Consider the following 22,043-nt stretch of genomic DNA (forward strand, 5'->3'; position numbering starts at 1 on the left):
TCTGAGATAGTCAGTCACAGGCTTTTATTATTACTTTACAACACTAAATTCTGAAGAAAAACTAACATCACCGATTGCTTTAAATTTATCGTAGCGATCATTTACAAGCTCTTCTTCTGATAAAGCATGTAATTCCTTTAATGATTTGATTAAGATTTTTTCAATTTCTTCCGCTTGTAGCTCGACATCTTTATGAGCTCCACCTCTAACCTCAGGAATAATTTCATCAATAATTCCTAATCGTTTTAAATCTGGAGCAGTAATCTGCATCGATTGAGCTGCTTGCTTTGCAAGCGCAGCGTCACGCCATAGAATCGACGCAGCACCTTCAGGAGAAATAACAGAGTAAGTAGAGTTTTCGAGCATATAGATTCGATTCCCTACACCAAGTGCTAAAGCACCACCGCTTCCTCCTTCACCGATGACAATACAAACAACCGGAACTTTTAGGCTGGCCATTTCAAAGAGATTTCTAGCGATTGCTTCACTTTGACCACGCTCTTCAGCTGCCTTACCAGGATAAGCCCCTTTTGTGTCAATAAAACACACAATCGGACGGCGAAACTTTTCCGCTTGCTTCATTAGTCGCAAAGCCTTACGGTAGCCTTCAGGATGTGGCATCCCGAAGTTCCGACGAATATTCTCTTTTGTATCTTTGCCACGTTGGTGACCAATAATCGTTAATGGCAAGCCCTTAAATTTAGCTATCCCACCAACTATCGCTTCATCATCACGGAAGGTTCTGTCCCCATGACATTCAAGAAAGTCTGTAAAGAGCAATGAAATGTAGTCTAGTGTTGTTGGGCGATTCTGGTGACGAGCAATTTGCACGCGATCCCAAGGATTCATATTTTCATATATCTCTTTTTCGAGCTTTTCCAATCTTATTTCGAGATTGTGAATTTCAGCTGATAAGTCTACATCGGTTGTTTTTGTAAATTCCTTAAGCTCCGTTATTTTTTTCCGAAGTTCGATAATTGGGCGTTCGAATTCTAGTTCTCCAGCCATTCAAGTTCACCTCCTGGATGATGAATATCGAGGATTGTCACAACTTGTTCTTTCAACTCAAGTCTTGAAATAACAGCATCAAGCTGACCACACTTTAACAAAAATTCAGCTGTTTGGAAATCCTCAGGAAGCTCCTCGCGAATCGTTTGCTCAATAATTCTGCGACCAGCAAAGCCAATTAAAGCGCCCGGCTCAGCCAAATTATAATCACCTAAAGACGCAAAGCTTGCTGAAACACCACCAGTTGTTGGATGGGTCATAATTGAAATAATTAAACCACCATGATCGCTAAACCGTTTTAATGCGACACTTGTTTTGGCCATTTGCATTAGGCTTAAGGCACCTTCTTGCATTCTAGCACCACCAGATGCAGTGAAAATGACAAATGGTATCGATAATTCATCTGCTTTTTCTATTGCTCTAGTGATTTTTTCACCGACAACTGAACCCATACTTCCCATTCTGAAAGTAGAATCCATGACAGCAATGGCAATCGGCATGTCATTAACCTTACCAGTACCTGTCACAACCGCTTCATTTATGCCTGTTTTCACCCGGTCACTTTCTATCTTTTCAAGATAATCAGGGAATTGCAAAGGATTAGTTGAAATCATGTTTTGATTAATTTCCTCAAAGCTTCCTTCATCTAGAAAGCTTTCAATTCGTTCTCTTGAATTCATCGAAAAATGATGGGAACAATGGAGGCAAACCTTCAAATTTTTATTTAACTCTTTTGTATACATGTTTTTTTTGCAATTTGGACATTTGGTCATAATTCCTTCGGGTACATCTTGATAAGCATGGTCCGATGGAACCGTAGCATATTTCTTCTTTTTCGACTTTGTAAAAAGCTCTTTAAGCAAGGTCGTACCTCCCTTGAATGATTCACTAATGTTTCTAAAAACATTATTTGGATAACCTGATTATAAGTATTTGAAGTGGCCAGACCACTAACATAAAAAACTACCTGTCCTTCATTATACGATGCCAGTAAGCAATTATTTGTAGTAATCCGTCGTTAATAACTCGACAGTTTACGCAATGAGTTAAATGAGGAAATAATTCCAGTTTGATCTTTATTAAGTAATGCTTCAATTAGAGCAATGTACTTTTCTTTTGGTGCTTCCGGCTTAACTAACTTTAATGCATTGTGATAGTCCTTCAAAATTAACCAGATTCTTAATATTAACCGATTTTCTGATAACGTGACAATATTAAAAAAGTACTCTTCGTCATTAAAATCGGTTGTTAATACTTTTTGATAAAAATTGTTCAACTTTTCATCATTATTTCTTTGTACAATTAGTCGTAAACAGTCCAGTTCAATTAAATATTTTAATTCATGTACATCTTTTTTCGCTTCTTCATCCTGTAGGATAAAAGTACTAAGTAATTCGACCAACCTATGACCTTTGAAATCTCTGATAAATGTTCCTTCGCCTCTTTTAGTCTCGATCAATCCGAGTAATTCTAAAGAGCGAAGTGCTTCTCTAACGGAAGAGCGCCCTACATTAAGGCGCTCCGTTAGTTCACGTTCAGATGGAATTTTATCTCCAGGCTTAAGGTTATCAGAATCAATCATATGTCTGAGTTGTTTAACTATTTCAAGATAAACCTTTGAATTCTCCTGTGAGGTATTCACGTTATTATTCACTCACTTTTTCCAGTCGACGCAAGTCTTTTTGTTTTTGCTTTAATTTCCTCAAGGTCAACTTTAATACGGGCTACTCCAGTTTCCATTGCAGCTTTTGCTACAGCACTAGCTACAGCAGGTGCAACTCGAGGGTCAAATGGCCCAGGAATGACGTAATCTGCACTCAATTCTTCTTCACTAACAAGGCTCGCAATAGCTTCCACTGCTGCCACTTTCATCTCTTCATTAATATGTGTCGCACGAACATCCAAAGCGCCACGGAAAATCCCTGGGAAAGCAAGGACATTATTTACTTGATTTGGGAAATCTGAGCGTCCGGTTCCTACTACAACGGCCCCTGCCTCTTTAGCAAGATGTGGCATAATTTCAGGGTTAGGATTAGCCATTGCAAAGATAATTGAATTTTCATTCATCGTTTTTACCATTTCAGGTGTTAATGCGCCTTCAGCTGATACACCGATAAATACATCTGCACCATGTATAACATCTGCTAGGCTACCTTTCTTGTTTTCACGATTTGTAAATTTAGAAACTTCGTCTTTAATATTATTCATACCTTCAGGACGACCTTCATAGATCGCTCCCTTCGTATCACACATAATAATATCGCGCACACCATATGTATACAGAAGTTTAATAATCGCGATACCAGCAGCTCCTGCTCCATTTGCGACCACTTTAATTTCATTAATTTTCTTACCAGTTAATTTTAGCGCATTAACCAATCCTGCAGCAGTAACAATTGCTGTTCCGTGCTGGTCATCGTGAAAAACTGGAATGTTGGCTTCTTTTTTCAAACGCTCTTCGATAATAAAACAATTTGGTGCAGCGATGTCCTCAAGGTTCACACCACCAAATACTGGTTCAAGTAATTTCACTGTTTCAATGATTTTTTCAACATCAGTTGTATTTAAGCAAATCGGAAATGCATCTACACCTGCAAAGCTTTTGAAAAGAACCGCTTTTCCTTCCATTACTGGTAAGGCAGCTTCTGGTCCGATATTACCAAGACCTAATACAGCTGTTCCATCAGTAACAACTGCAACCGTATTACCTTTCATTGTATAGTCATATACTGTTTCAGGACGATCGTAAATTTCCTTGCATGGCTCTGCTACTCCAGGCGAATAAGCTAAACTGAGGTCCTTTGCATTTTGTACCGGTACCTTCGTTACTGTTTCTAGTTTCCCTTTGTTCACACTGTGCATATGCAATGCTTCTTCTCTAATAGTCAACTTTTTCCACTCCCTCAATTATCCCAAGAAATAGCTTTAACGATTTGCTATTAAACTTCTCTAGTGGTCTGACCAGTTGTCTTTATTACTATATACCATACTATTGTACCTGTAAAGATTTTGATTATTTGAAAATTTGATTATTTTAATATTACATTATCAAAACCTAATAGCTCTTGTAATTCCTTTAGACAGGATTTTGAGCCATCGACTCGCTCTCCTTTAGCTAAGCGCACGGTCTTTTCCTGACCCTCGTAATATAGAACGACTTCGACATCGCCTGGGTACTGATGTAATAAAGTATGCAATTTATTAAGCAATTCTTGAGTTTGTTTTTCAGCCTCTACCTTCAGATACAGCTTTGACTTACTCTTATTCGACAAGAACTCTAAAATTCCTGTGCCACTTTTAATGATAAATTGCAATTTTCTGTCTCTTTCTTCAACTCCACCTTCGAAAACCCATATTGTCCCGTGCTGTAATAAGTGGCCAATTTTCTTGAAGGCTTGTGGAAAAATAACGGCTTCACATTCTGCACTTTGATCACTTACGGTTAGAAAGGCCATCGATTCGCCTTTTTTTGTACGGATTTTTTTTATATTAGAAATATAAACTGCTTTAACTGTATGACGATTACCAGATTGCAAATCTGCCAATGGCGTCATTCCCAAATCCTTCAATTCTTTTCGGAATACCGCTAAAGGATGATCAGACAAAAAGAACCCCAAAATGTCCTTTTCAAATTCTAGCTTTGCTTCAACTGTTAGTGGATCAACCTCTACATACTTTGGCTTCGGCATTAATTCATCAGCAGCGAAGAAATCAATTTGTGCTCCTTCCTCCGGCATAAACAGCTGAGCGTGCTCAATGGCAACATCCAGACTAGCCAACAAAACAGCACGATCTTGTCCAAATTCATCAAAGCTTCCAGAATGCACAAGGGCTTCAAGCGTTTTCCGATTAACAAGCTTTGATGATACTCTCAAACAAAAATCAAACAAATCCTGAAATCCTTTTCGCTTTCGGGCAGTAAACACAGCTTTTAATGCATTTCCCCCCACCCCTTTTAGTGCTAATAAACTATAACGGATTCCATTATTTTCAATTTTAAAAGTATCATCGCTCAGATTTATTGATGGGCCAAAGAGCGGTATTTCCATTTGCCTTAATTCATGAATATAACTAATGAGCTTCACTTCGTTGCCTATTGCCGCAGTTAACAGATTCGCCATAAAATAAACGGGGTAATTAGCTTTTAAATATGCTAACTGATAAGCAATCATACTGTAGGCAACCGCATGGCTTCGATTAAAACCATAGTTGGCAAACCGAACAATTAAATCATAGATTTCATTTGCAGTACTCTCACTATATTGATTTTTAATGGCGCCTTTGACAAAATGATTGCGTTCGCGATCAAGCGTTTCTTTTTGTTTTTTACTGACAGCACGGCGCAACAGATCAGCTTCACCTAATGAAAAACCCGCCATGCTTGAGGCAATTTGAATAATTTGTTCCTGGTAGACGATTACACCGTATGTTTTGTTTAAAATGGGCTCTAAATCGGGGTGCGGATAAACAATTTGCTCCCGGCCATGCTTTCGATTGATAAACAGCGGAATATTTTCCATTGGACCAGGCCGATAAAGTGCGTTAACCGCAACGATATCCTCAAAGGTCGTTGGTGCAAGCTGTTTTAAGACTTTGCGCATTCCCTCAGACTCCAATTGGAATACTCCCGTTGTGTTTCCTTCCGCTAGTAAGTTAAAGGTTTTTTGATCATTTAATGGAATATTACGTATGTCAATTCTTATCCCAGACTGACGGTAAATCGTTGCAAGAATAGCCTCAATAAAAGATAAATTCCTTAGACCAAGGAAATCCATTTTTAATAAGCCAACTTCCTCTAACGATTCCATTGCATATTGAGTTAAGAACACTTCGTTATGTCCAGACTGAATTGGAACAATTTCAACTAAAGGCTGTTCACTAATCACCACGCCAGCAGCATGTGTGGATGTATGACGTGGTAAACCTTCCAGCTTGAGCGCAGTTTCAAACAGCTTTTCATGTAGTGTTACTTCCGCTACAAATGCACGCAATCTTTCTGATTCTTGATAAGCGTCTTTTAAGGTGATACCCAACCTTGCAGGGATAGTCGAAGTAAGCTGGTCAAGCTCTTTAGGATTAAGTCCAAATGCTCGCCCTACATCCTTCAATGCGGCCCTAGCTGCCATTGTCCCAAAGGTGATAATTTGAGCCACATGAAGCTCGCCGTATTTTTCTGCGACATATTGAATCACCTCTTCACGACGTGTGTCTGGAAAATCAATATCGATATCTGGCATCGTTATTCTTTCGGGGTTCAAAAATCGCTCAAATAATAACTGATGCTCAATGGGGTCAATATCAGTTATTTGCAATACATAGGCAACCATTGATCCTGCTGCCGATCCACGACCTGGACCAGTAAGAATCCCTTGTTCACGGGCAAATTTCATAAAATCCCAGACGATTAAAAAGTAATCACTAAATTTCATTCTATTAATGATAGCAAGTTCATACTGTAGTCTTTTTTTATGTAATGTAGTCGGATTTGCGTATCGTTTCGAAAATCCAAGCAAACATTGCTGTTCAAGTAAGGTTTCCGCTGAAAGGCCGTTAGGAATAGGATATTTCGGTAGCTTTTGTTCTCGCAAATTCAAGTGCACCTGACATCTATCCACAATTTTTAAAGTGTTTTCCAAAGCATCAGGAAATTCCCCGAACAGCTCAATCATCTCGTTAGGGCTCTTTAAATAATACTCATCTGTTTCCAAACGGACTCGATTCTCATCACTAAGCTTTACACCATTTTTAATTGCGAGTAAGCATTCATGAGCAAACGCATCTGTCTTTTCCAAATATTGAACCTCATTGGTCACAACTAATGGAATGTTTAGCTCTTTCCCGAGCAATTGCATCTTCTCACTAAGGATATCTTCTTCTTTAATCCCATGGTTTTGCAGTGCCAAATAGAAATTCTCGCTACCAAAAATTTGCTGAAATCGCCCAGCTAACTGATAAGCCCTTTCAAGGTTACCTGTGAGTATGCTGGTCTCAATTTCCCCATTGCTTCCAGGTGTTATCGCAATTAATCCCGGTGCATAATGCTTCAACCACTTAACAGGAAGACCGGATTTTGATTTTGTTTGGACTGCGCTTGAAATTTTAAGTAGATTTTGGAAGCCAATATCGTTTGTAGCCAAAAGGACTAGCGGAAAGGAAGGAGTTTGCACTTCATCGTCGGCTTCAATGTCCACTGTTAAGCCGATAATGGGTTTAATGGATTGCTTTAGGCATTCCTTATAAAAAGTAATTGTCGCATACATAACATTTTTATCTGTTAAAGCAAGTGCAGTGTAACCCTTGCTCTTTGCATTTTGAACAAGCTCAGCGATATCTGCCGTACTTGATAATAGACTATAAGAACTATAAACCTGCAGGTGAACGTAAGCCAAATTTCCTCACACCCTCATCACTTCTATCTACTAGCTATTATACGTCGATTAATGAAAAAAAGAAAATATGTTCTGTTTTTGAAAAGCGGAGGCGGCTAGACATGAAAAGCGGAGGAACTATTCATATTTTGTCAGGATTGTCCATAAAATGAACTATGTCGAGAAAAAAGGTGGATTTACCTTGAAGGAAGCAACTTTTTTTCATTCTTTTCTTGAAAGTTACTTTATTGCGCTTGGCGTTATTTTGGGAGGCTCGATCATTGGCGGAATCGCAACATTCTTAACCGGAAATCCGCCCCTGACAGCTATCTATCGCCTCTCCAACCTCCTTAGAATTTGGGCGATTGTTGCTGCCATCGGTGGCACTTTTGATGCGGTATACAGCTTTGAAAGAGGCTTGCTCCAAGGTGAAACGAAAGACTTGTTTAAGCAATTCATGCTCATTCTGTCCGCTCTCGGTGGTGCTCAAACTGGCGCCTTGCTCATTAAATGGCTGACCCAGGAGCATTTATCTCCATGAGAATTCCACCTTATTATCACAAGCCATCATGGCAAGTTTTTTTTTCTGGAATGGCCATCGGCGGATTGATAAGCTGGGGAATATTTTTATATATTTTTGGCACCTGGCAGGAACAGCAGTCCGAGGAGATTCAGAAACAGAAAGATGTCATTAAAGAACTAACCGATGAAAAAAATATTTGGCAGGATGAGTTCAAGGAACTTAACAAGCGAAATCTTGAAAAAATGACGGTTCAGGAAATCAAGATTCAAGTAATCAATTCCGACAAATATGATTTAGATCCACTGAGCGTTTATCAAATTGAAGATGAAGTGAAGGAAGATCTCAACATGATTCTTCTCGCCAAAGAAATAGAGTCCGTTTATAAAAGCAGTGAGCTATTACGGAGGGCAGTTGAAAATAAGGTCGTTAAAGTCAACGATAAACGCTATCGACTCGTAATTAAAGAAATTTTCATTTATACAACGTTATCTATCAGTGTGGAAATGCATTTGGATGGTTAGAATGGAAGGAACGACGGAAGCTGCTTGACGCTTAGTTTAAACAATTCAAAAAGCAGAAGAGGCTTCCTAGATGGAAGCCTCTTTCCTTTTACTGAAGACATAGCTCTTCAAGATCTTTTACAACAGCGTCTACTTCATCCCATGAATAAATGGATGCACCTGCTGCAAGCGGGTGACCGCCACCTTTATACTTCTTAGCAATCCCGTTAATAACAGGCCCCTTTGAACGAAGACGAACGCGAATTTGATCATCTTCTTCAATAAAGAATACCCATGCAAGTAAACCTTCTACATTTCCGAGAACGCTGACAAGCTGTGATGCTTCAGACGGTCTTGCGTCAAATTTATTGAGAAGCTCCTTTGAAAGAATCATTGAAGCCACTCCGTTTTGTCTTAATTCAAAATTTTGCAGAACATAGCCATTAAGCTTAACGATATTAGCCTTTTGCTCGTACATTTTGTCATAAAGCTCAGTACGTGAAAAATGATAATGAATGAGTTCACTTGCATAAATAAAAGTTCGATCATTTGTACTAGGATATAAAAATCTTCCGGTATCACCGACAATTCCACCATATAAAAGTCTTGCCGCTTCATCCGAAACTTTTAAGTTAAGTTCTTTGGCAAATTCATAAATTAACTCACTGCAGGAACTAGATGTTGTATCCACCCAAACAATGTCGCCATACGGATCTTCATTAGGATGATGGTCAATTTTAATTATTTGATCTCCTGTTTTAAATCGGGAATCATCAATTCTTTCAACATTAGCTGTATCACAAACAATAACCAAAGCGCCCTGATAAGTCTCATCAGGAATCACATCTAATCTTTTCATAAAATTTAGCGTCTCTTCCTCTTTACCAACAGCATACACTTTCTTTTCAGGAAAGTTTGCCTTTAAAATCTCAACAAGTCCCCCCTGCGACCCATACGCGTCCGGGTCTGGACGAACATGACGATGAACAATAATTGTTTCATATTGACGAATAGTTTCTAGTATTTTTTCCTTCATTAAGCTAACTCCTTATTAAGAAAATTCAAATTTTGAAGCATGGCAATGGAAAATCACTTAAAATAAAGCTAAAATAGGAGAAGATTATCAAAGCTTGGAGGAAAGCGAAATGCCAATTTTAGTTTTTTTTATCATGCTCAGTTTTGCTTTTTATTTATTTTATAAAACAAAATATTTCCGCTCCAATAGACCTGCTGAAAAGCAATGGCTCGGAGCAAAATCTAGCATTGTGCTAGGACTTTTCGTCGGGTTATTCGGTGTCAATCAACTGATTTTGTTTCATACAACTGTAACCTATATCGTCGCTGCCATTTTTATCGCACTCGGTTTTCTAAGTGCCATTAATGGGTTTAAAGCGTATCGATTTTATCTTCCTTTTGTCGAAAAAGAAGCAAAGGAACTTGCACAAAATTGATCGTTATCTAACATTAGGCTGGTCTGACTGCAGTAAAATACTGCGTAGACCAGCCTATTTAATTTCGGTCAATAAGCTGGCAAACTAACAATGCTTTCCCAACCAAAGCACCCTGATTGAATACTTCCACGTCTACTTTACCCGATTTACGCCCAGCCTCTAATACCTTTGGTACGATTTCAATCGTGCTATCAATTTGCACAGGCTTGAGATAATAAATCGTCATATTTTCAACGACAAGATCACCCTTTTTCGAGCTTCGAAATATTCGATTTGACGCTTCGGTAACGATTGTAGTCATAACCCCGTAAGAGATAGTCCCCAAATGGTTGGTCATTTGCGGCGTAATTTCACATTGGTACGCCTCTTCTCCCTTTGGTTTCCCCTGAATAACGGAAAGTCTGCTCGTCACAGTGTCATCTAGCGTCTCACCAACTTGAGGCTGGCGCTGAATCATTTGCAATGCTTTCAAGACGTCCTGACGTGAAATCATGCCTTCTAATTTATTTGAATCATCAACAACAGGCAATACTTCAATTCCTTCCCAAACCATCATATGGGCAGATGAGGCAACGCTTGTTTTCCCACTGACAGTCATTGGGTTTTTCGTCATGATTTTTTCAATTAGGTCATCTAGTTCATGACCAATTACGTCCTTTGAAGTAATCATCCCTTGTATTTTTAAATTGTGATCAACTACAGGAAAACGGCTATGTAGAGTTTCACGATTTCGTTCGTACCATTCAGAGACGGTTGAATCCGTCGTTAAATAGACCGTGCTTTCAAGAGGCGTTAAAATATCCTCGACAAGCACAATTTCTTTTTTAATCAATTGGTCATAAATGGCCCGGTTAATCATCGTTGCAACCGTAAATGTATCATAACTTGTTGATATGATTGGCATTTGAAGCTCATCAGCTAGCTTCTTAACATGCTCATCGGTATCAAATCCTCCGGTAATCAATACGGCTGCTCCTGCTTTTAGTGCCAATTCATGGGCATTCGTCCGGTTTCCGACAATTAAAAGATTTCCGGCCCCTGTATAACGCATCATCGCCTCGAGCTTCATCGCCCCAATGACAAATTTATTCAAGGTTTTATGTAATCCCGCTCTTCCACCTAATACTTGTCCATCGACAATATTGATAACCTCAGCAAAGGTTAGCTTTTCGATATTTTCACGCTTTTTTCGCTCAATTCGAATTGTTCCGACCCGTTCAATAGTGCTGACATATCCTTTGTTTTCTGCATCTTTAATTGCCCGATAAGCCGTTCCTTCACTGACGTTCATTGCTTTGGCAATTTGTCTAACCGAAATCTTTTCACCCACAGGCAGTTCATCAATATATAGTAATATTTGTTCGTGTTTCGTAGCCAAGGCCTTCACCCTTTTTTCATGTATTTCTAAAATAATACTAATCCTAGCAATATTCTTATTCTTTTATTATAAAGTGAAAGGTGGCGGTATTCAATTTTATATATTGATGAACTGCCATATCTAGCTATGGAATGAACGAATTTTCTTATTTTGTCGCTTTTTATGACTAGAATGTCCATCATATTTTCGCGGTTTGGCAGTGTAAAGCAAACCGGTCAGATTTCCGGCTATCACCATCAGCGCAAACAAAAACCACGTGATGGCGAAGGTTCCCTCTATTCCAGCTTGAAAAACCTGTAACTTGGGGCCGGCATAGTAGATCATCCAGGCGCATAGTAGCAAACATAAAATATACCGATTTCGTTTCACGTGACCATTCCCCTTTTTTTGCATACTTGTTTCATTCTATGTTTCAAGGGGAGAAAAAAGTCATCCACAATAAGAAATCTGTCCGTATTTTCACATGAAAAACTTTTCTGTTAAAGCTGAATGCTTTCTCCTGGTTGAAGGATGATTCCTTGGTTATTTTTCAGCAATTTAACAAATTCTTGAGGGTCTTGAACAATTGGTGGGAAAGTATTGTAATGAATTGGAACAACTTTTTTCGCTTGTAAAAATTCAGCAGCGAGCGCCGCATCCTCTGGACCCATCGTAAAATTATCGCCAATCGGTAAAAACGCCAAGTCAATTGGATGACGCTCCCCAATCAATTTCATATCCGAAAACAGCCCTGTATCACCGGCGTGGTAAATCGTTTTTCCTTCTGCCATAATTAATACACCTGCTGGCATTCCTAAATAAATCATTTCATTATCCCCCGTCACAAGACCAGTGCCATGGAGTGCAGGTGTTAATTTTACTTTTCCAAAATCAAACTGATAGGAGCCGCCAATTGACATCCCGTGCGCTTTTACGCCTTGCCATCCCAAATAGGTAGCCAATTCAAAATTGCCGATGACCAATGAATTATTGCGTTTTGCAAGCTCGACGGTATCACCTAAATGATCTCCATGTCCATGAGTGACGATAATAACATCAGGCTTTTCTTCACTCGCATCCAAATCAGTTAATTGGTTTCCTGAAATAAATGGATCAATAAGAATTACTTTATTCTCTAATTCAATTTTGACAACTGAATGTCCATGAAATGATAATTTCATTTTTCCATCTCCTTTTATTTTGAAATAATATATATTTCCATACTAATCGAATTTTTCCTTTTTATACTTTCTGACAATTTTTATAGGAATTTACTTTTTCTGTTTTTGTTGCTAATCTGAAATGTGGGTAAACAAATTACTAGAAGGTATCAGACATTAGGAGGTTTTACTTTGAAATTAACTGAAGTTTCCAACTGGCTAAAGCAACAAGGAGCTGAAGTCTGCTTTCTCACTTCAAGCGAAAATGTATTTTATTTAAGTGGATTTTACAGCGATCCTCATGAGCGCTTATTAGGGCTAGCTATTTTTCAGGACGCAGAGCCCTTTTTAATTTGTCCAAGTATGGAAGAAAATGAAGCTAGAAATGCCGGCTGGCCCTATGAAATCATTGGATATAGTGATATTGAACAGCCTTGGGAATTAGTACATAAAGCCATTATGAAACGAGTCAATTCTGTTGCAACAATGGCCATTGAAAAAGAGCATATGATTGTTGAGCGCTATGAAACGCTAACAAATCTATTTAATGGTACACAATATATTTCCGCAGAGGAAAAGCTTCGCCAATTGCGAATGATTAAAAGTGATGATGAGCTTACCAAACTCCGTCAAGCTGGTGAACTTGCTGATTACGCCATTCAAATAGGCATGAATGAAATCTCTGAAGGAAAAACCGAGCTTGAGGTCCTTGCAGCGATTGAATATGCCTTAAAGAAAAAAGGCGTATCACAAATGTCATTCTCAACGATGGTATTAACAGGGGCAAACGCTGCAGCACCGCACGGAACCCCAGGTGGAACTAAAATTCAAAGAGGGGACCTCGTTCTGTTTGATTTAGGCGTAGTCGTTGATGGTTATTGCTCAGATATCACAAGAACAATTGCCTTTGGTGAAACATCTGAAAAACAAACGAAAATTTACGATACCGTCTTAAAAGCGCAGCTTGCTGCAATTGAAGCCATTAAACCGGGAGTGACTTGTTCTGCAGTTGATTTAACAGCTCGTGGAATTATCTCTGCTGCAGGCTTTGGCGAATACTTCCCACACCGTTTAGGTCATGGACTAGGTATCAGCATTCATGAGTATCCATCTGTAACAGAGAAAAATTCTTTAGTGTTGCAGGAGGGTATGGTGTTCACGGTAGAGCCTGGTATTTATGTACCAAATGTTGCCGGAGTTCGGATTGAAGACGATGTACTCGTGACTGCATCTGGTTACGAGTTATTGACGAAATTCCCGAAAGAGCTGCAGCGAGTATAATTTAATCATATGGAGGCACTTACTTGGATTTTCAAGTAAGTGCCTTTATTTATGTTATTTTTAATTGAGGTACCCTACAGCTTAGTGCCCTATTTTTATTAGGCCAGGCTAAATTAGGGCACTTAACATCCCTTTAAGTGAACTATTTTTTTGTGAATCTAAAAAATAGGGCACTTACACATCCTTTAAGTGAACTAATTTTATGTGAATCTGAAAAATAGGGCACTTACACATCCTTTAAGTGAACTAATTTTATGTGAATCTAAAAAACAGGGCACTTAAACGCCCTATAAGAATCAAAAAAACAACTATCTATAATAGCTCCCTCGCATCCCGATAAGGATACTGAAGCGCCTCGGCAACAGCTGGGTAAGTTACATACCCCTTTAAAGTGTTAATCCCCTTAAGCAAAGCTGGATTATCTAAACATGCTTGCCGATAGCCTTTATTAGCAATCTGCAAAGCATAAGGTACCGTCACATTCGTCAGAGCAATTGTCGATGTCCTCGGTACCGCACCAGGCATATTAGCCACTGCATAATGAACAACGCCATATTTCTCATAAGTAGGCTGTTCATGTGTTGTCACACGATCAGTTGTGGCAAAAATCCCACCTTGATCGATGGCAATATCAACAACCACCGAGCCGGGATCCATACTTCGAATCATGTCTTCGCTTACAAGCTTTGGTGCCTTTGCTCCCGGAATTAGAACTGCACCAATCACGAGGTCTGATTTTGCCACAGCAGCAGCAATATTATATGGATTTGAAATTAACGTCGTGACACTATTTCCAAATAAATCATCAAGCTGGCGCAGCCGCTCTGGATTCAAATCAATCATCGTCACCTTCGCACCTAGGCCAATTGCTATTTTTGCGGCATTGGTGCCCGCAACTCCTCCACCAATTATCGTTACTTTGCCGCGGGCGACACCTGGCACTCCAGACAGGAGAATCCCTTTCCCACCATTGACCTTTTCTAAAAATTGTGCACCAACCTGCGGCGCCATTCTTCCTGCGACTTCACTCATTGGCGTCAATAATGGTAAAGAACCATTTGCAAGCTGTACTGTTTCATAGGCAATACCAATGACCTTTGCGTCAACTAAAGCCTTCGTTAAGTCTGGTTCTGGTGCTAAATGGAGATAAGTAAATAAAATTAAATCCTCACGAAAATACTGATATTCATTTTGGATGGGCTCTTTAACCTTCATCACCATATCCACCGCCCAAGCATCGGCGCTATGATCAACAATGACTGCTCCAACCGCAGTATAATCATCGTTAGTAAAGCCTGAACCCATCCCAGCATTATTTTCCACAAATATTTCATGGCCGAACTTTTTTAAATTCATTACTCCTGCTGGTGTAATGGCAACCCGATTTTCATTGTTTTTGATTTCCTTAGGTACCCCAATCCTCAAAACCGAAAACCTCCCTAACCAGTGTAGTTACCTTTATCTTATCATTGTCACCGCAACAGTTGAAATTTTATAAAAAAAGACTGCCAATTGGGCAGCCGCATTGTATGCTTCTTTTAGAATAATGAGTCTAGAGTGTTTGGTTCGACTGACTCCGTTGAATATTGATTAATAAAACCACTGTTGTAGGCATCCATGATTTGCTCGCTAACTTCTTTTGTACCATTTTCATCGTAGAAAAACGTCGACTGTTGATTCTCAGGGTACTTTTTCAAGCTTCCACTCCCTTTCCTATTGCGCCATTATTGCGACAATATTAGTGTTCTTCTAATATAAACATATATACTAGGCAGTTAAATATTGTATAATAAAGGTAAAGGAGGAGAGGAAAAATGACATTAAAATATAAAAAAATATTAGTTGCTGTCGATGGTTCAAAAGAAGCAGAATGGGCGTTTAAAAAAGCTATAGAAGTGGCAAAGCGTAATAATGCGACACTTTTACTAACACATATCATCGATACGCGCACCTTTGCTACCGTAGAAGCATATGACAGAGCAATTGCGGAAAGAGCGGATTCCTTCGCAGCCGAGTTAATGCAAAACTATCAAAAACAAGCAGTTGATGCTGGCATTAAAGATGTCGATTATATTGTAGATTATGGCTCTCCAAAGGTAAAAATCCCTAAAGATATTGCTAAAAATAACGGTGTTGATTTAATCATGTGTGGAGCGACTGGTTTAAACGCTGTTGAAAGATTCTTTATCGGAAGCGTATCTGAACATATCACTCGTTACGCAAACTGCGACGTACTCGTAGTTCGTACACCAGAGACTGACGATTAATCCATAAAACAAATAAAAGGTTGACTCAAATGAGTCAACCTTTTATTTGTTTATTTTTCCAAGCAATGTTTTGCTTTTTCAAGAGCCAGTTTAACTTGCTTAAATCCTGTTCCACCTGCACTGTTACGGCGTTCAACAGCAGTATATGGATTAAGTGCATGATAAATATCCTCTTCAAATAAAGGATTTGCCGCTTTATACTCATCAAGTGATAAATCAGCAAGATAGCAGCCCTTATTAACACAGGTTAGGACAAGCTTACCAACGACTTCATGCGCTTCTCTAAACGGTAACCCTTTTTCAGCTAAATAGTCAGCTAACTCCGTTGCATTAGAGAAATCATTTTTTGTCGCTTTAGTCATTTCCTCTGTACGAACCTTCATGGTGCGGATCATTCCAGCAAAGATTTTGAGAGAACCTGTAACGGTCTTAACTGTATCAAACATACCTTCTTTATCCTCTTGCATATCCTTGTTATAAGCAAGTGGTAGGCCTTTTAATACAGTCAACAAGCCGACAAGGTTTCCATAAACACGTCCTGTTTTCCCGCGAATTAGCTCGGCCATATCCGGATTTTTCTTCTGTGGCATGATACTTGAACCAGTTGAAAAGCTGTCATCTAATTCGATAAAACGGAATTCTTGGCTCGACCAAAGAATGATTTCTTCACTTAAACGTGATAAATGCATCATTAAAATGGAGCTAGCAGAAAGAAACTCCAAAATAAAGTCACGATCACTTACAGCATCTAGACTGTTTTCATAGATGCCGTCAAACTCCAATAATTCAGCACTGTAGTGACGGTCGATTGGGAAGGTTGTACCCGCCAATGCCCCAGCGCCTAGTGGAGAAATATTCGTTCTCTTTTGGTTTTGTAAAAAGCGTTCTTTGTCTCGCTCTAACATCCAAAAATAGGCTAACAGATGATGAGCGAATGAAATCGGCTGAGCACGTTGAAGATGTGTGTAGCCTGGCATGATGGTTTCAACATGTTTTTCAGCTTGCTCAACTAAAGTGGATTGCATTTCTTCAATTAATTCAACAATCGCATCAAGTTGATTGCGCAAATATAAATGCATATCTGTCGCTACTTGGTCATTACGGCTTCGACCTGTATGTAATTTCCCACCTACAGGACCAATTTTTTCAGTTAAAAAGCTTTCATTATTTAAATGAATATCCTCAAGCTTTACTGAAAAAGGAAGCTTATTTTCTTTCGCCTCTTCCTTCAATTGTTCGAGGCCATTTTTAATCATCTCTCCTTCTTCAGGAGAGATGATTCCACATTTTGCAAGCATCGTAACATGGGCGATACTACCTTCTAAATCCTCAAACACTAATTGTTTATCAAAAGAAATGGATGCGCCGAATTCATCTACCCATTCTTCTGCAGATTTTGTAAAACGTCCGCCCCAAAGTTTTTTCACACTGTCACCTTCTTGTTTTGTTCCATTGATTGAACTTTTGTTGGAAGGCCAAATAATTTAATGAATCCAACAGCAGCATCATGATCAAAATTATCTTCAGTTGTATAAGTAGCTAATTTCTCATCATATAAAGAATATGGTGATTTTCTTCCTTCAACAATCGCATGACCTTTGAATAGTTTTACGCGAACTGTTCCGGTTACGAATTTTTGTGTTTCTTTCAAGAATGCTTTAAGTGCATCAGTAAGTGGTGAGAACCATAAACCGTTATAAATCACTTCAGAAAGTTTTTGTGAAATGATTGGTTTGAAGTGTGCCACCTCTTTAACAAGTGTTAAATCTTCAAGCTCTTTGTGTGCTTTAAGTAAAGTTAATGCACCAGGAATTTCATATACTTCACGGGATTTTATCCCTACAAGTCTGTTTTCAACATGGTCGATACGGCCAATACCATGCTTACCTGCTAGCTCGTTTAATTTAAGGATAATTTCAGAAACTAACATGGATTCACCATTTAGTGAAACTGGTACACCTTGTTCGAAACCGATTTCGATTACATCTGGAGTATCAGGAGCTTTTTCAAGGCTTACAGTCAGGTCATAAGCATCTTCAGGTGGAGCTGCCCATGGATCTTCAAGAATTCCACACTCATTAGCACGTCCCCAAAGGTTTTGGTCGATTGAGTATGGGCTATCTAAGTTAATTGGTACAGGAATATCGTGTTTGATTGCATATTCAATTTCCTCTTCACGAGACCATTTCCATTCACGCACTGGCGCAAGGACTTGTAAATCTGGATTTAAAGCTGAGAATGATACTTCAAAGCGAACTTGGTCATTACCCTTACCAGTACAACCGTGCGCTACCGCAACTGCACCCTCTTTTTCTGCGATTTCGACTAATTTCTTTGAAATTAATGGACGAGATAATGCAGAAACTAGTGGATATTTTTGCTCATAATATGCTTGAGCTTGAAGTGCTACTAATGCAAAATCTCTTGCAAATTCTTCTTTAGCATCAATAATATAGGACTCAACTGCACCCATATCTTTTGCTTTCTTTTGAATAAAATCAAGATCTTTTCCTTCACCGACATCAAGGCAACATGCTACAACATCATAACCTTTTTCCATTAACCATTTTATTGCTACAGATGTATCCAAACCACCGGAGTATGCTAGAACTAATTTTGGCTTGCTCATTAAATTGTTCCTCCTTCTATTGTATAAACATTCAAGTTTTTTAATTTTTATTCAACATGTATACACTTTAGCAATTTTTCTAGAAAATTTCAAGCGCTATTCTACAAATCTCGCAAAAAATGTTTTCGTGATGAATGTCACAAAACTGTCAATGGATAAGAGCGTTGATTTGTTGTAAAATTAAGACAATACAAAACATAGGAGCTTAGCTTTAGCGACAAGCACCTGATGTAAAACAAAGGAGGAGTTATACTATGGAAGGTTATTTTTTCCAAGATGATCGTTTAGGAATACCGGTACCCTCCTTGGAAAAGGATTGGGAAGAATACAACATGATGACACAGCAAGAAATTCTGTTTCACTGGGAAAATATTCGAGGTCAAATTCCCGACCGAATCTCGTCCTTAGAAAAGGAAATTGACAAGAAGCTTGGAGATTTAGCAAATGAAAATGACTTCATGCAATCTTGTCGCATCAATAATGAAATTGCTGAACTTGCCTCTGTAATTAATGATTTGTGGATCTGGTATCGTACATCGGAAGAATCCACGCAAGAATACAAATTAGATCAGTAATCACCTCATCTAAAGTTCTCCACTAAGGTGGCCATCGCGATCTACCAAAGTCGATAATTCCAAATGCCTTGTGTGTAAAGGATGGCTCCTACCAAAGAGTCATCCTTTTTTGTTGTCATAGCTAGAAATATTCGCTTAAAGCTTTTATGTATCTGCGGTTTTATTTTAAATCCTTCTGTAGCTCACCTACTACATGGCCAAGTTCTGGCAAGATTAGCTTATCCATTGCTAATCGAACAGCACCAGTTGAACCAGGAGTTGAGAATACTGCTTTATTTTTCACAACACCGGCAACTGCACGTGACAGAATGGCGGCAGAACCGATATCCTCCTGATAACTCAACAATCTAAAGAGCTCTCCGAAACCTGAAATCTCCTTATCAAACAACTCACGCACCGTTTCAATCGTAACATCCCGCAAGGCAATACCGGTGCCCCCGTTTGTTAATATTGCATCAATTTCTGGATTCTCACAGCCTGCTAATACTGCATCGCGAATTGCCGTTCTTTCATCCTTTACAATGACATAATCAGAAATCATATGCCCTGCACCAGTTAATAATTCAATCATCAATTTGCCGCTTTTATCCGTTTCAGTTGTTCTCGTATCACTTACAGTGATAATCTTACATTTTACGCTTCTTGGTGCTGATTTTTTATGTTCTGCTTTGCTCATTCTAGAGATTCCCCTCTTTTTTCAATCAAATATCTCATTTGATAGTATTTGTGGGCGAATTCAGTAACCCTTCTTGTAAACAGATAATTGGAACTGGCACCAATGCCCATTGCGATAACTGGAATGCCCTTCATTGTCTTCTTTTTAAATAAGGAGATAACTAATAATTTGAATAGCTGCTTGATTGGTTGTTCTAACCAACTGATATCAGAAATTTCTTCTTTTCCTTCATAAAAATATTTCGTATGATGACCTCTTAGGTCAGTGATTAACTCCTCCCAAGCTTTTGCCTGAAGTCTCGTCGGCAGTGATGAGCTATGAAAGACCTTTAATGATGTCATCATTTCAAATGGAGTATTGACTTCAAAGCCATAAGTCATCGCAATGAGTTGAACAACCCGCAAATTAATCACTGCCATCGCAGGAATATCCGAACCAAGCAGAAGTGCACCGCCAGTTCCTGATAAGCCACCTTGTATCATGGAATAAAAACGATGTCTGGAAATTTGCTGCTGGGCAATATATTGAAGCTGCTCAATTCTTAGGCTACGCAAATCTTCTAATTGTGTGATGTCTGGATTAAAGATGCGACCGGCAGTCAATATCCGCTCCTTCGCATCCATTTGTAGTTGTGCTCCTTGAATCATCGCATGAAGATGAAACAACCAACTATCGATGACTGAAAAAAACTGTTCTTGGATATTCTCCGGTAAAAGTGAAAACGTGCGGTCTATATATTTATCGAAAGTCAATTCAAAATCATTTGGATGATATTGATCGATTTGATTGTTCCATTCAACTATTGTTTGTAATACTTTTTCTTCGTACTCGGTAAGGCTCACGTACATTCCTCCCAATCAGCTTGCGTGTAAATCAAGTATAACATATCAAATTTGAGGTATAAAAAAACTGCCGAGAAATTTTCCCTCGGCAGTTGGATTGAATTAAACAGTTAGAAAGGCACCGTTTGCTAAACGAACAACGTCACGGGCAATCATTACTTCTTCATTTGTTGGAACGATAAGAACCTTTACAGGTGAATGAGGATAGTTAATGAATGTCTCTTGACCACGAACCTTATTTAATGAAGGATCCCAATAAACACCCATAAATTCTAAGCCTTTTAGAACACGAGCGCGAATAGCTTCACTATTTTCACCAATACCCGCTGTAAAGATAATCGCATCTACACCGTTCATACGTGCTGCATATGAACCGATATATTTGTGGATTCTGTTTCCAAAAACCTCTAGCGCAAGCTCAGCACGGTCATTGCCCTGTTCTGCTTGCTCTTCAATATCACGAAGGTCGCTTGAGAAGCCTGACACACCAAGCATACCACTTTCTTTATTTAATACATCTAATACTTCGTCAGCTGTCTTACCTGTCTTTTCCATGATGTATGGAATAAGTGCAGGGTCAATGTTACCTGAACGAGTACCCATCGTAACACCAGCAAGTGGAGTAAAGCCCATTGAAGTATCAATTGACTTACCACCTTCAATCGCTGCAATACTTGCACCATTACCAAGGTGACAGGAAATTAATCGTAAATTCTCGATTGGTCGACCAAGTAATTCTGCTGTACGTTCTGAAACGTATTTATGAGAAGTACCATGGAAACCATATTTGCGAATTCCAAATTTCTCATAATATTCATACGGTAAACTGTATAAATACGAGCTTTCTGGCATCGTTTGATGGAAGGCTGTGTCAAAAACAGCAACTGCAGGAACATTTGGCAATACATGTGAAAATGCCTTAATTCCGGTAATATTAGCCGGATTGTGAAGCGGTGCTAACTCAGAAAGTGCTTCGATCTTTTGTAATACTTCATCAGTAATTAAGACCGAATCATTAAATTCCTCTCCACCATGTACAACGCGGTGGCCCACACCTACGATTTCATTTAAAGATTTAATAATCCCTAGATCGGTCAATTTATTTACTAAAAGCTCAACTGCAACTTCATGGTTTGGAATATCAGTGATTTCTTTGATTTTTTCGCCATTAACTGTTATATTAAATATCCCATCATTAAGGCCAATCCGTTCGATTAACCCTTTTGTTATAACATCTTCACTTGGCATTTCAAACAATTGAAACTTTAACGATGAACTCCCTGCGTTTATTGCAATAATTTTTGCCATAAATCTTCCGCTCCTTTTTTCTTGTGCCACATCTAGGGTGAGACCGCAAACGTGTACATACTTATTTTGCACAGATTGAATAAATATATCTCTCAATT

General features: G+C 38.8%; 22 protein-coding genes. 6 read left to right on the top strand and 16 right to left on the bottom strand.

The window, feature by feature from the left end:
- Positions 1–30: 30 nt before the first annotated feature.
- From accA to dnaE, 5 genes are all read right to left on the bottom strand, one after another.
- Complete coding sequence (gene accA / locus HHO41_RS10565) at positions 31–1,008, bottom strand: acetyl-CoA carboxylase carboxyl transferase subunit alpha (protein ID WP_169098302.1); 978 nt, start codon at positions 1,006–1,008, stop codon at positions 31–33.
- The gene (accD, locus tag HHO41_RS10570) at positions 993–1,871 is read right to left on the bottom strand and encodes an acetyl-CoA carboxylase, carboxyltransferase subunit beta (protein ID WP_169098304.1); all 879 of its coding nucleotides are present in this window, start codon (positions 1,869–1,871) and stop codon (positions 993–995) included. Before accD ends, accA begins: the two co-directional genes overlap by 16 nt.
- 155 nt (positions 1,872–2,026) lie before the next feature.
- Positions 2,027–2,662 carry a FadR/GntR family transcriptional regulator gene (locus HHO41_RS10575; protein WP_348981259.1) on the bottom strand — a complete coding sequence of 212 codons (636 nt, stop codon included), beginning with the start codon at positions 2,660–2,662 and terminating at the stop codon, positions 2,027–2,029.
- Positions 2,659–3,897 carry an NADP-dependent malic enzyme gene (gene ystJ / locus HHO41_RS10580; protein ID WP_169098306.1) on the bottom strand — a complete coding sequence of 413 codons (1,239 nt, stop codon included), beginning with the start codon at positions 3,895–3,897 and terminating at the stop codon, positions 2,659–2,661. The genes HHO41_RS10575 and ystJ overlap by 4 nt, the downstream gene beginning before the upstream one ends.
- A 140-nt stretch (positions 3,898–4,037) precedes the next feature.
- The gene (gene dnaE, locus HHO41_RS10585; RefSeq protein WP_169098308.1) at positions 4,038–7,397 is read right to left on the bottom strand and encodes a DNA polymerase III subunit alpha; all 3,360 of its coding nucleotides are present in this window, start codon (positions 7,395–7,397) and stop codon (positions 4,038–4,040) included.
- A gap of 148 nt (positions 7,398–7,545) precedes the next feature.
- Between dnaE and ytrH the strand changes: the two genes are divergently transcribed.
- Both ytrH and ytrI read left to right on the top strand, forming a co-directional pair.
- The gene (gene ytrH, locus HHO41_RS10590; protein ID WP_169098310.1) at positions 7,546–7,917 is read left to right on the top strand and encodes a sporulation membrane protein YtrH; all 372 of its coding nucleotides are present in this window, start codon (positions 7,546–7,548) and stop codon (positions 7,915–7,917) included.
- A complete protein-coding gene (ytrI, locus tag HHO41_RS10595) occupies positions 7,914–8,420 on the top strand; it encodes a sporulation membrane protein YtrI (protein ID WP_169098312.1) in 507 nt (168 codons plus the stop codon). The genes ytrH and ytrI overlap by 4 nt, the downstream gene beginning before the upstream one ends.
- 88 nt (positions 8,421–8,508) lie before the next feature.
- Here the strand turns inward: ytrI and HHO41_RS10600 are convergent, their stop codons facing one another.
- Positions 8,509–9,435, bottom strand: a complete 927-nt coding sequence (locus HHO41_RS10600) for a DHH family phosphoesterase (RefSeq protein ID WP_169098314.1) — start codon at positions 9,433–9,435, stop codon at positions 8,509–8,511.
- A 109-nt stretch (positions 9,436–9,544) separates the two neighbouring features.
- Here HHO41_RS10600 and HHO41_RS10605 point away from each other — a divergent pair, with 109 nt between their 5' ends.
- Positions 9,545–9,850: a YtpI family protein gene (locus HHO41_RS10605; RefSeq protein WP_169098316.1), complete on the top strand. Its 306-nt coding sequence runs from the start codon at positions 9,545–9,547 to the stop codon at positions 9,848–9,850.
- A gap of 58 nt (positions 9,851–9,908) precedes the next feature.
- On the opposite strand, the gene HHO41_RS10610 is transcribed toward HHO41_RS10605, so the two are convergent.
- The 3 genes from HHO41_RS10610 to HHO41_RS10620 all read right to left on the bottom strand — a co-directional run bounded on the left by HHO41_RS10610 (position 9,909) and on the right by HHO41_RS10620 (position 12,388).
- Positions 9,909–11,228 carry a CBS domain-containing protein gene (locus tag HHO41_RS10610; protein WP_169098318.1) on the bottom strand — a complete coding sequence of 440 codons (1,320 nt, stop codon included), beginning with the start codon at positions 11,226–11,228 and terminating at the stop codon, positions 9,909–9,911.
- 120 nt (positions 11,229–11,348) lie between these two features.
- Positions 11,349–11,597, bottom strand: coding sequence for a hypothetical protein (locus tag HHO41_RS10615; RefSeq protein WP_169098320.1), 249 nt, complete (start codon positions 11,595–11,597; stop codon positions 11,349–11,351).
- 110 nt (positions 11,598–11,707) lie between these two features.
- Positions 11,708–12,388, bottom strand: a complete 681-nt coding sequence (locus tag HHO41_RS10620; protein ID WP_169098322.1) for a metal-dependent hydrolase — start codon at positions 12,386–12,388, stop codon at positions 11,708–11,710.
- Positions 12,389–12,559: 171 nt separating this feature from the next.
- Between HHO41_RS10620 and HHO41_RS10625 the strand changes: the two genes are divergently transcribed.
- Positions 12,560–13,648 carry a M24 family metallopeptidase gene (locus HHO41_RS10625; RefSeq protein WP_169098324.1) on the top strand — a complete coding sequence of 363 codons (1,089 nt, stop codon included), beginning with the start codon at positions 12,560–12,562 and terminating at the stop codon, positions 13,646–13,648.
- Between the two features lie 312 nt (positions 13,649–13,960).
- On the opposite strand, the gene ald is transcribed toward HHO41_RS10625, so the two are convergent.
- Positions 13,961–15,073, bottom strand: coding sequence for an alanine dehydrogenase (gene ald / locus HHO41_RS10630; RefSeq protein ID WP_169098326.1), 1,113 nt, complete (start codon positions 15,071–15,073; stop codon positions 13,961–13,963).
- Between the two features lie 113 nt (positions 15,074–15,186).
- The gene (locus HHO41_RS10635; protein ID WP_169098328.1) at positions 15,187–15,345 is read right to left on the bottom strand and encodes a hypothetical protein; all 159 of its coding nucleotides are present in this window, start codon (positions 15,343–15,345) and stop codon (positions 15,187–15,189) included.
- Positions 15,346–15,462: 117 nt separating this feature from the next.
- Here HHO41_RS10635 and HHO41_RS10640 point away from each other — a divergent pair, with 117 nt between their 5' ends.
- A complete protein-coding gene (locus HHO41_RS10640) occupies positions 15,463–15,915 on the top strand; it encodes a universal stress protein (RefSeq protein WP_169098331.1) in 453 nt (150 codons plus the stop codon).
- Positions 15,916–15,965: 50 nt separating this feature from the next.
- Here HHO41_RS10640 and argH read toward each other — a convergent pair whose 3' ends face one another.
- Complete coding sequence (gene argH / locus HHO41_RS10645; RefSeq protein WP_169098333.1) at positions 15,966–17,342, bottom strand: argininosuccinate lyase; 1,377 nt, start codon at positions 17,340–17,342, stop codon at positions 15,966–15,968.
- Positions 17,339–18,544, bottom strand: a complete 1,206-nt coding sequence (locus tag HHO41_RS10650) for an argininosuccinate synthase (RefSeq protein ID WP_169098335.1) — start codon at positions 18,542–18,544, stop codon at positions 17,339–17,341. Before HHO41_RS10650 ends, argH begins: the two co-directional genes overlap by 4 nt.
- Positions 18,545–18,798: 254 nt before the next feature.
- On the opposite strand from HHO41_RS10650, the gene HHO41_RS10655 reads away from it, so the two are divergent.
- Positions 18,799–19,119, top strand: a complete 321-nt coding sequence (locus tag HHO41_RS10655; protein WP_169098337.1) for a hypothetical protein — start codon at positions 18,799–18,801, stop codon at positions 19,117–19,119.
- Between the two features lie 160 nt (positions 19,120–19,279).
- Here the strand turns inward: HHO41_RS10655 and HHO41_RS10660 are convergent, their stop codons facing one another.
- The 3 genes from HHO41_RS10660 to HHO41_RS10670 all read right to left on the bottom strand — a co-directional run bounded on the left by HHO41_RS10660 (position 19,280) and on the right by HHO41_RS10670 (position 21,945).
- Positions 19,280–19,795 (bottom strand): MogA/MoaB family molybdenum cofactor biosynthesis protein, encoded by a 516-nt coding sequence (locus tag HHO41_RS10660; protein WP_169098339.1) that lies wholly within the window; start codon positions 19,793–19,795, stop codon positions 19,280–19,282.
- The gene (locus HHO41_RS10665; RefSeq protein WP_169098341.1) at positions 19,792–20,637 is read right to left on the bottom strand and encodes an EcsC family protein; all 846 of its coding nucleotides are present in this window, start codon (positions 20,635–20,637) and stop codon (positions 19,792–19,794) included. The genes HHO41_RS10660 and HHO41_RS10665 overlap by 4 nt, the downstream gene beginning before the upstream one ends.
- Before the next feature lie 102 nt (positions 20,638–20,739).
- Positions 20,740–21,945 (bottom strand): acetate kinase, encoded by a 1,206-nt coding sequence (locus HHO41_RS10670; RefSeq protein ID WP_169098343.1) that lies wholly within the window; start codon positions 21,943–21,945, stop codon positions 20,740–20,742.
- Positions 21,946–22,043: the final 98 nt, after the last annotated feature.

Origin of the sequence: Bacillus sp. DNRA2, from assembly GCF_012843265.1 — a bacterium.
Lineage (GTDB): Bacteria > Bacillota > Bacilli > Bacillales > Cytobacillaceae > Bacillus_BU.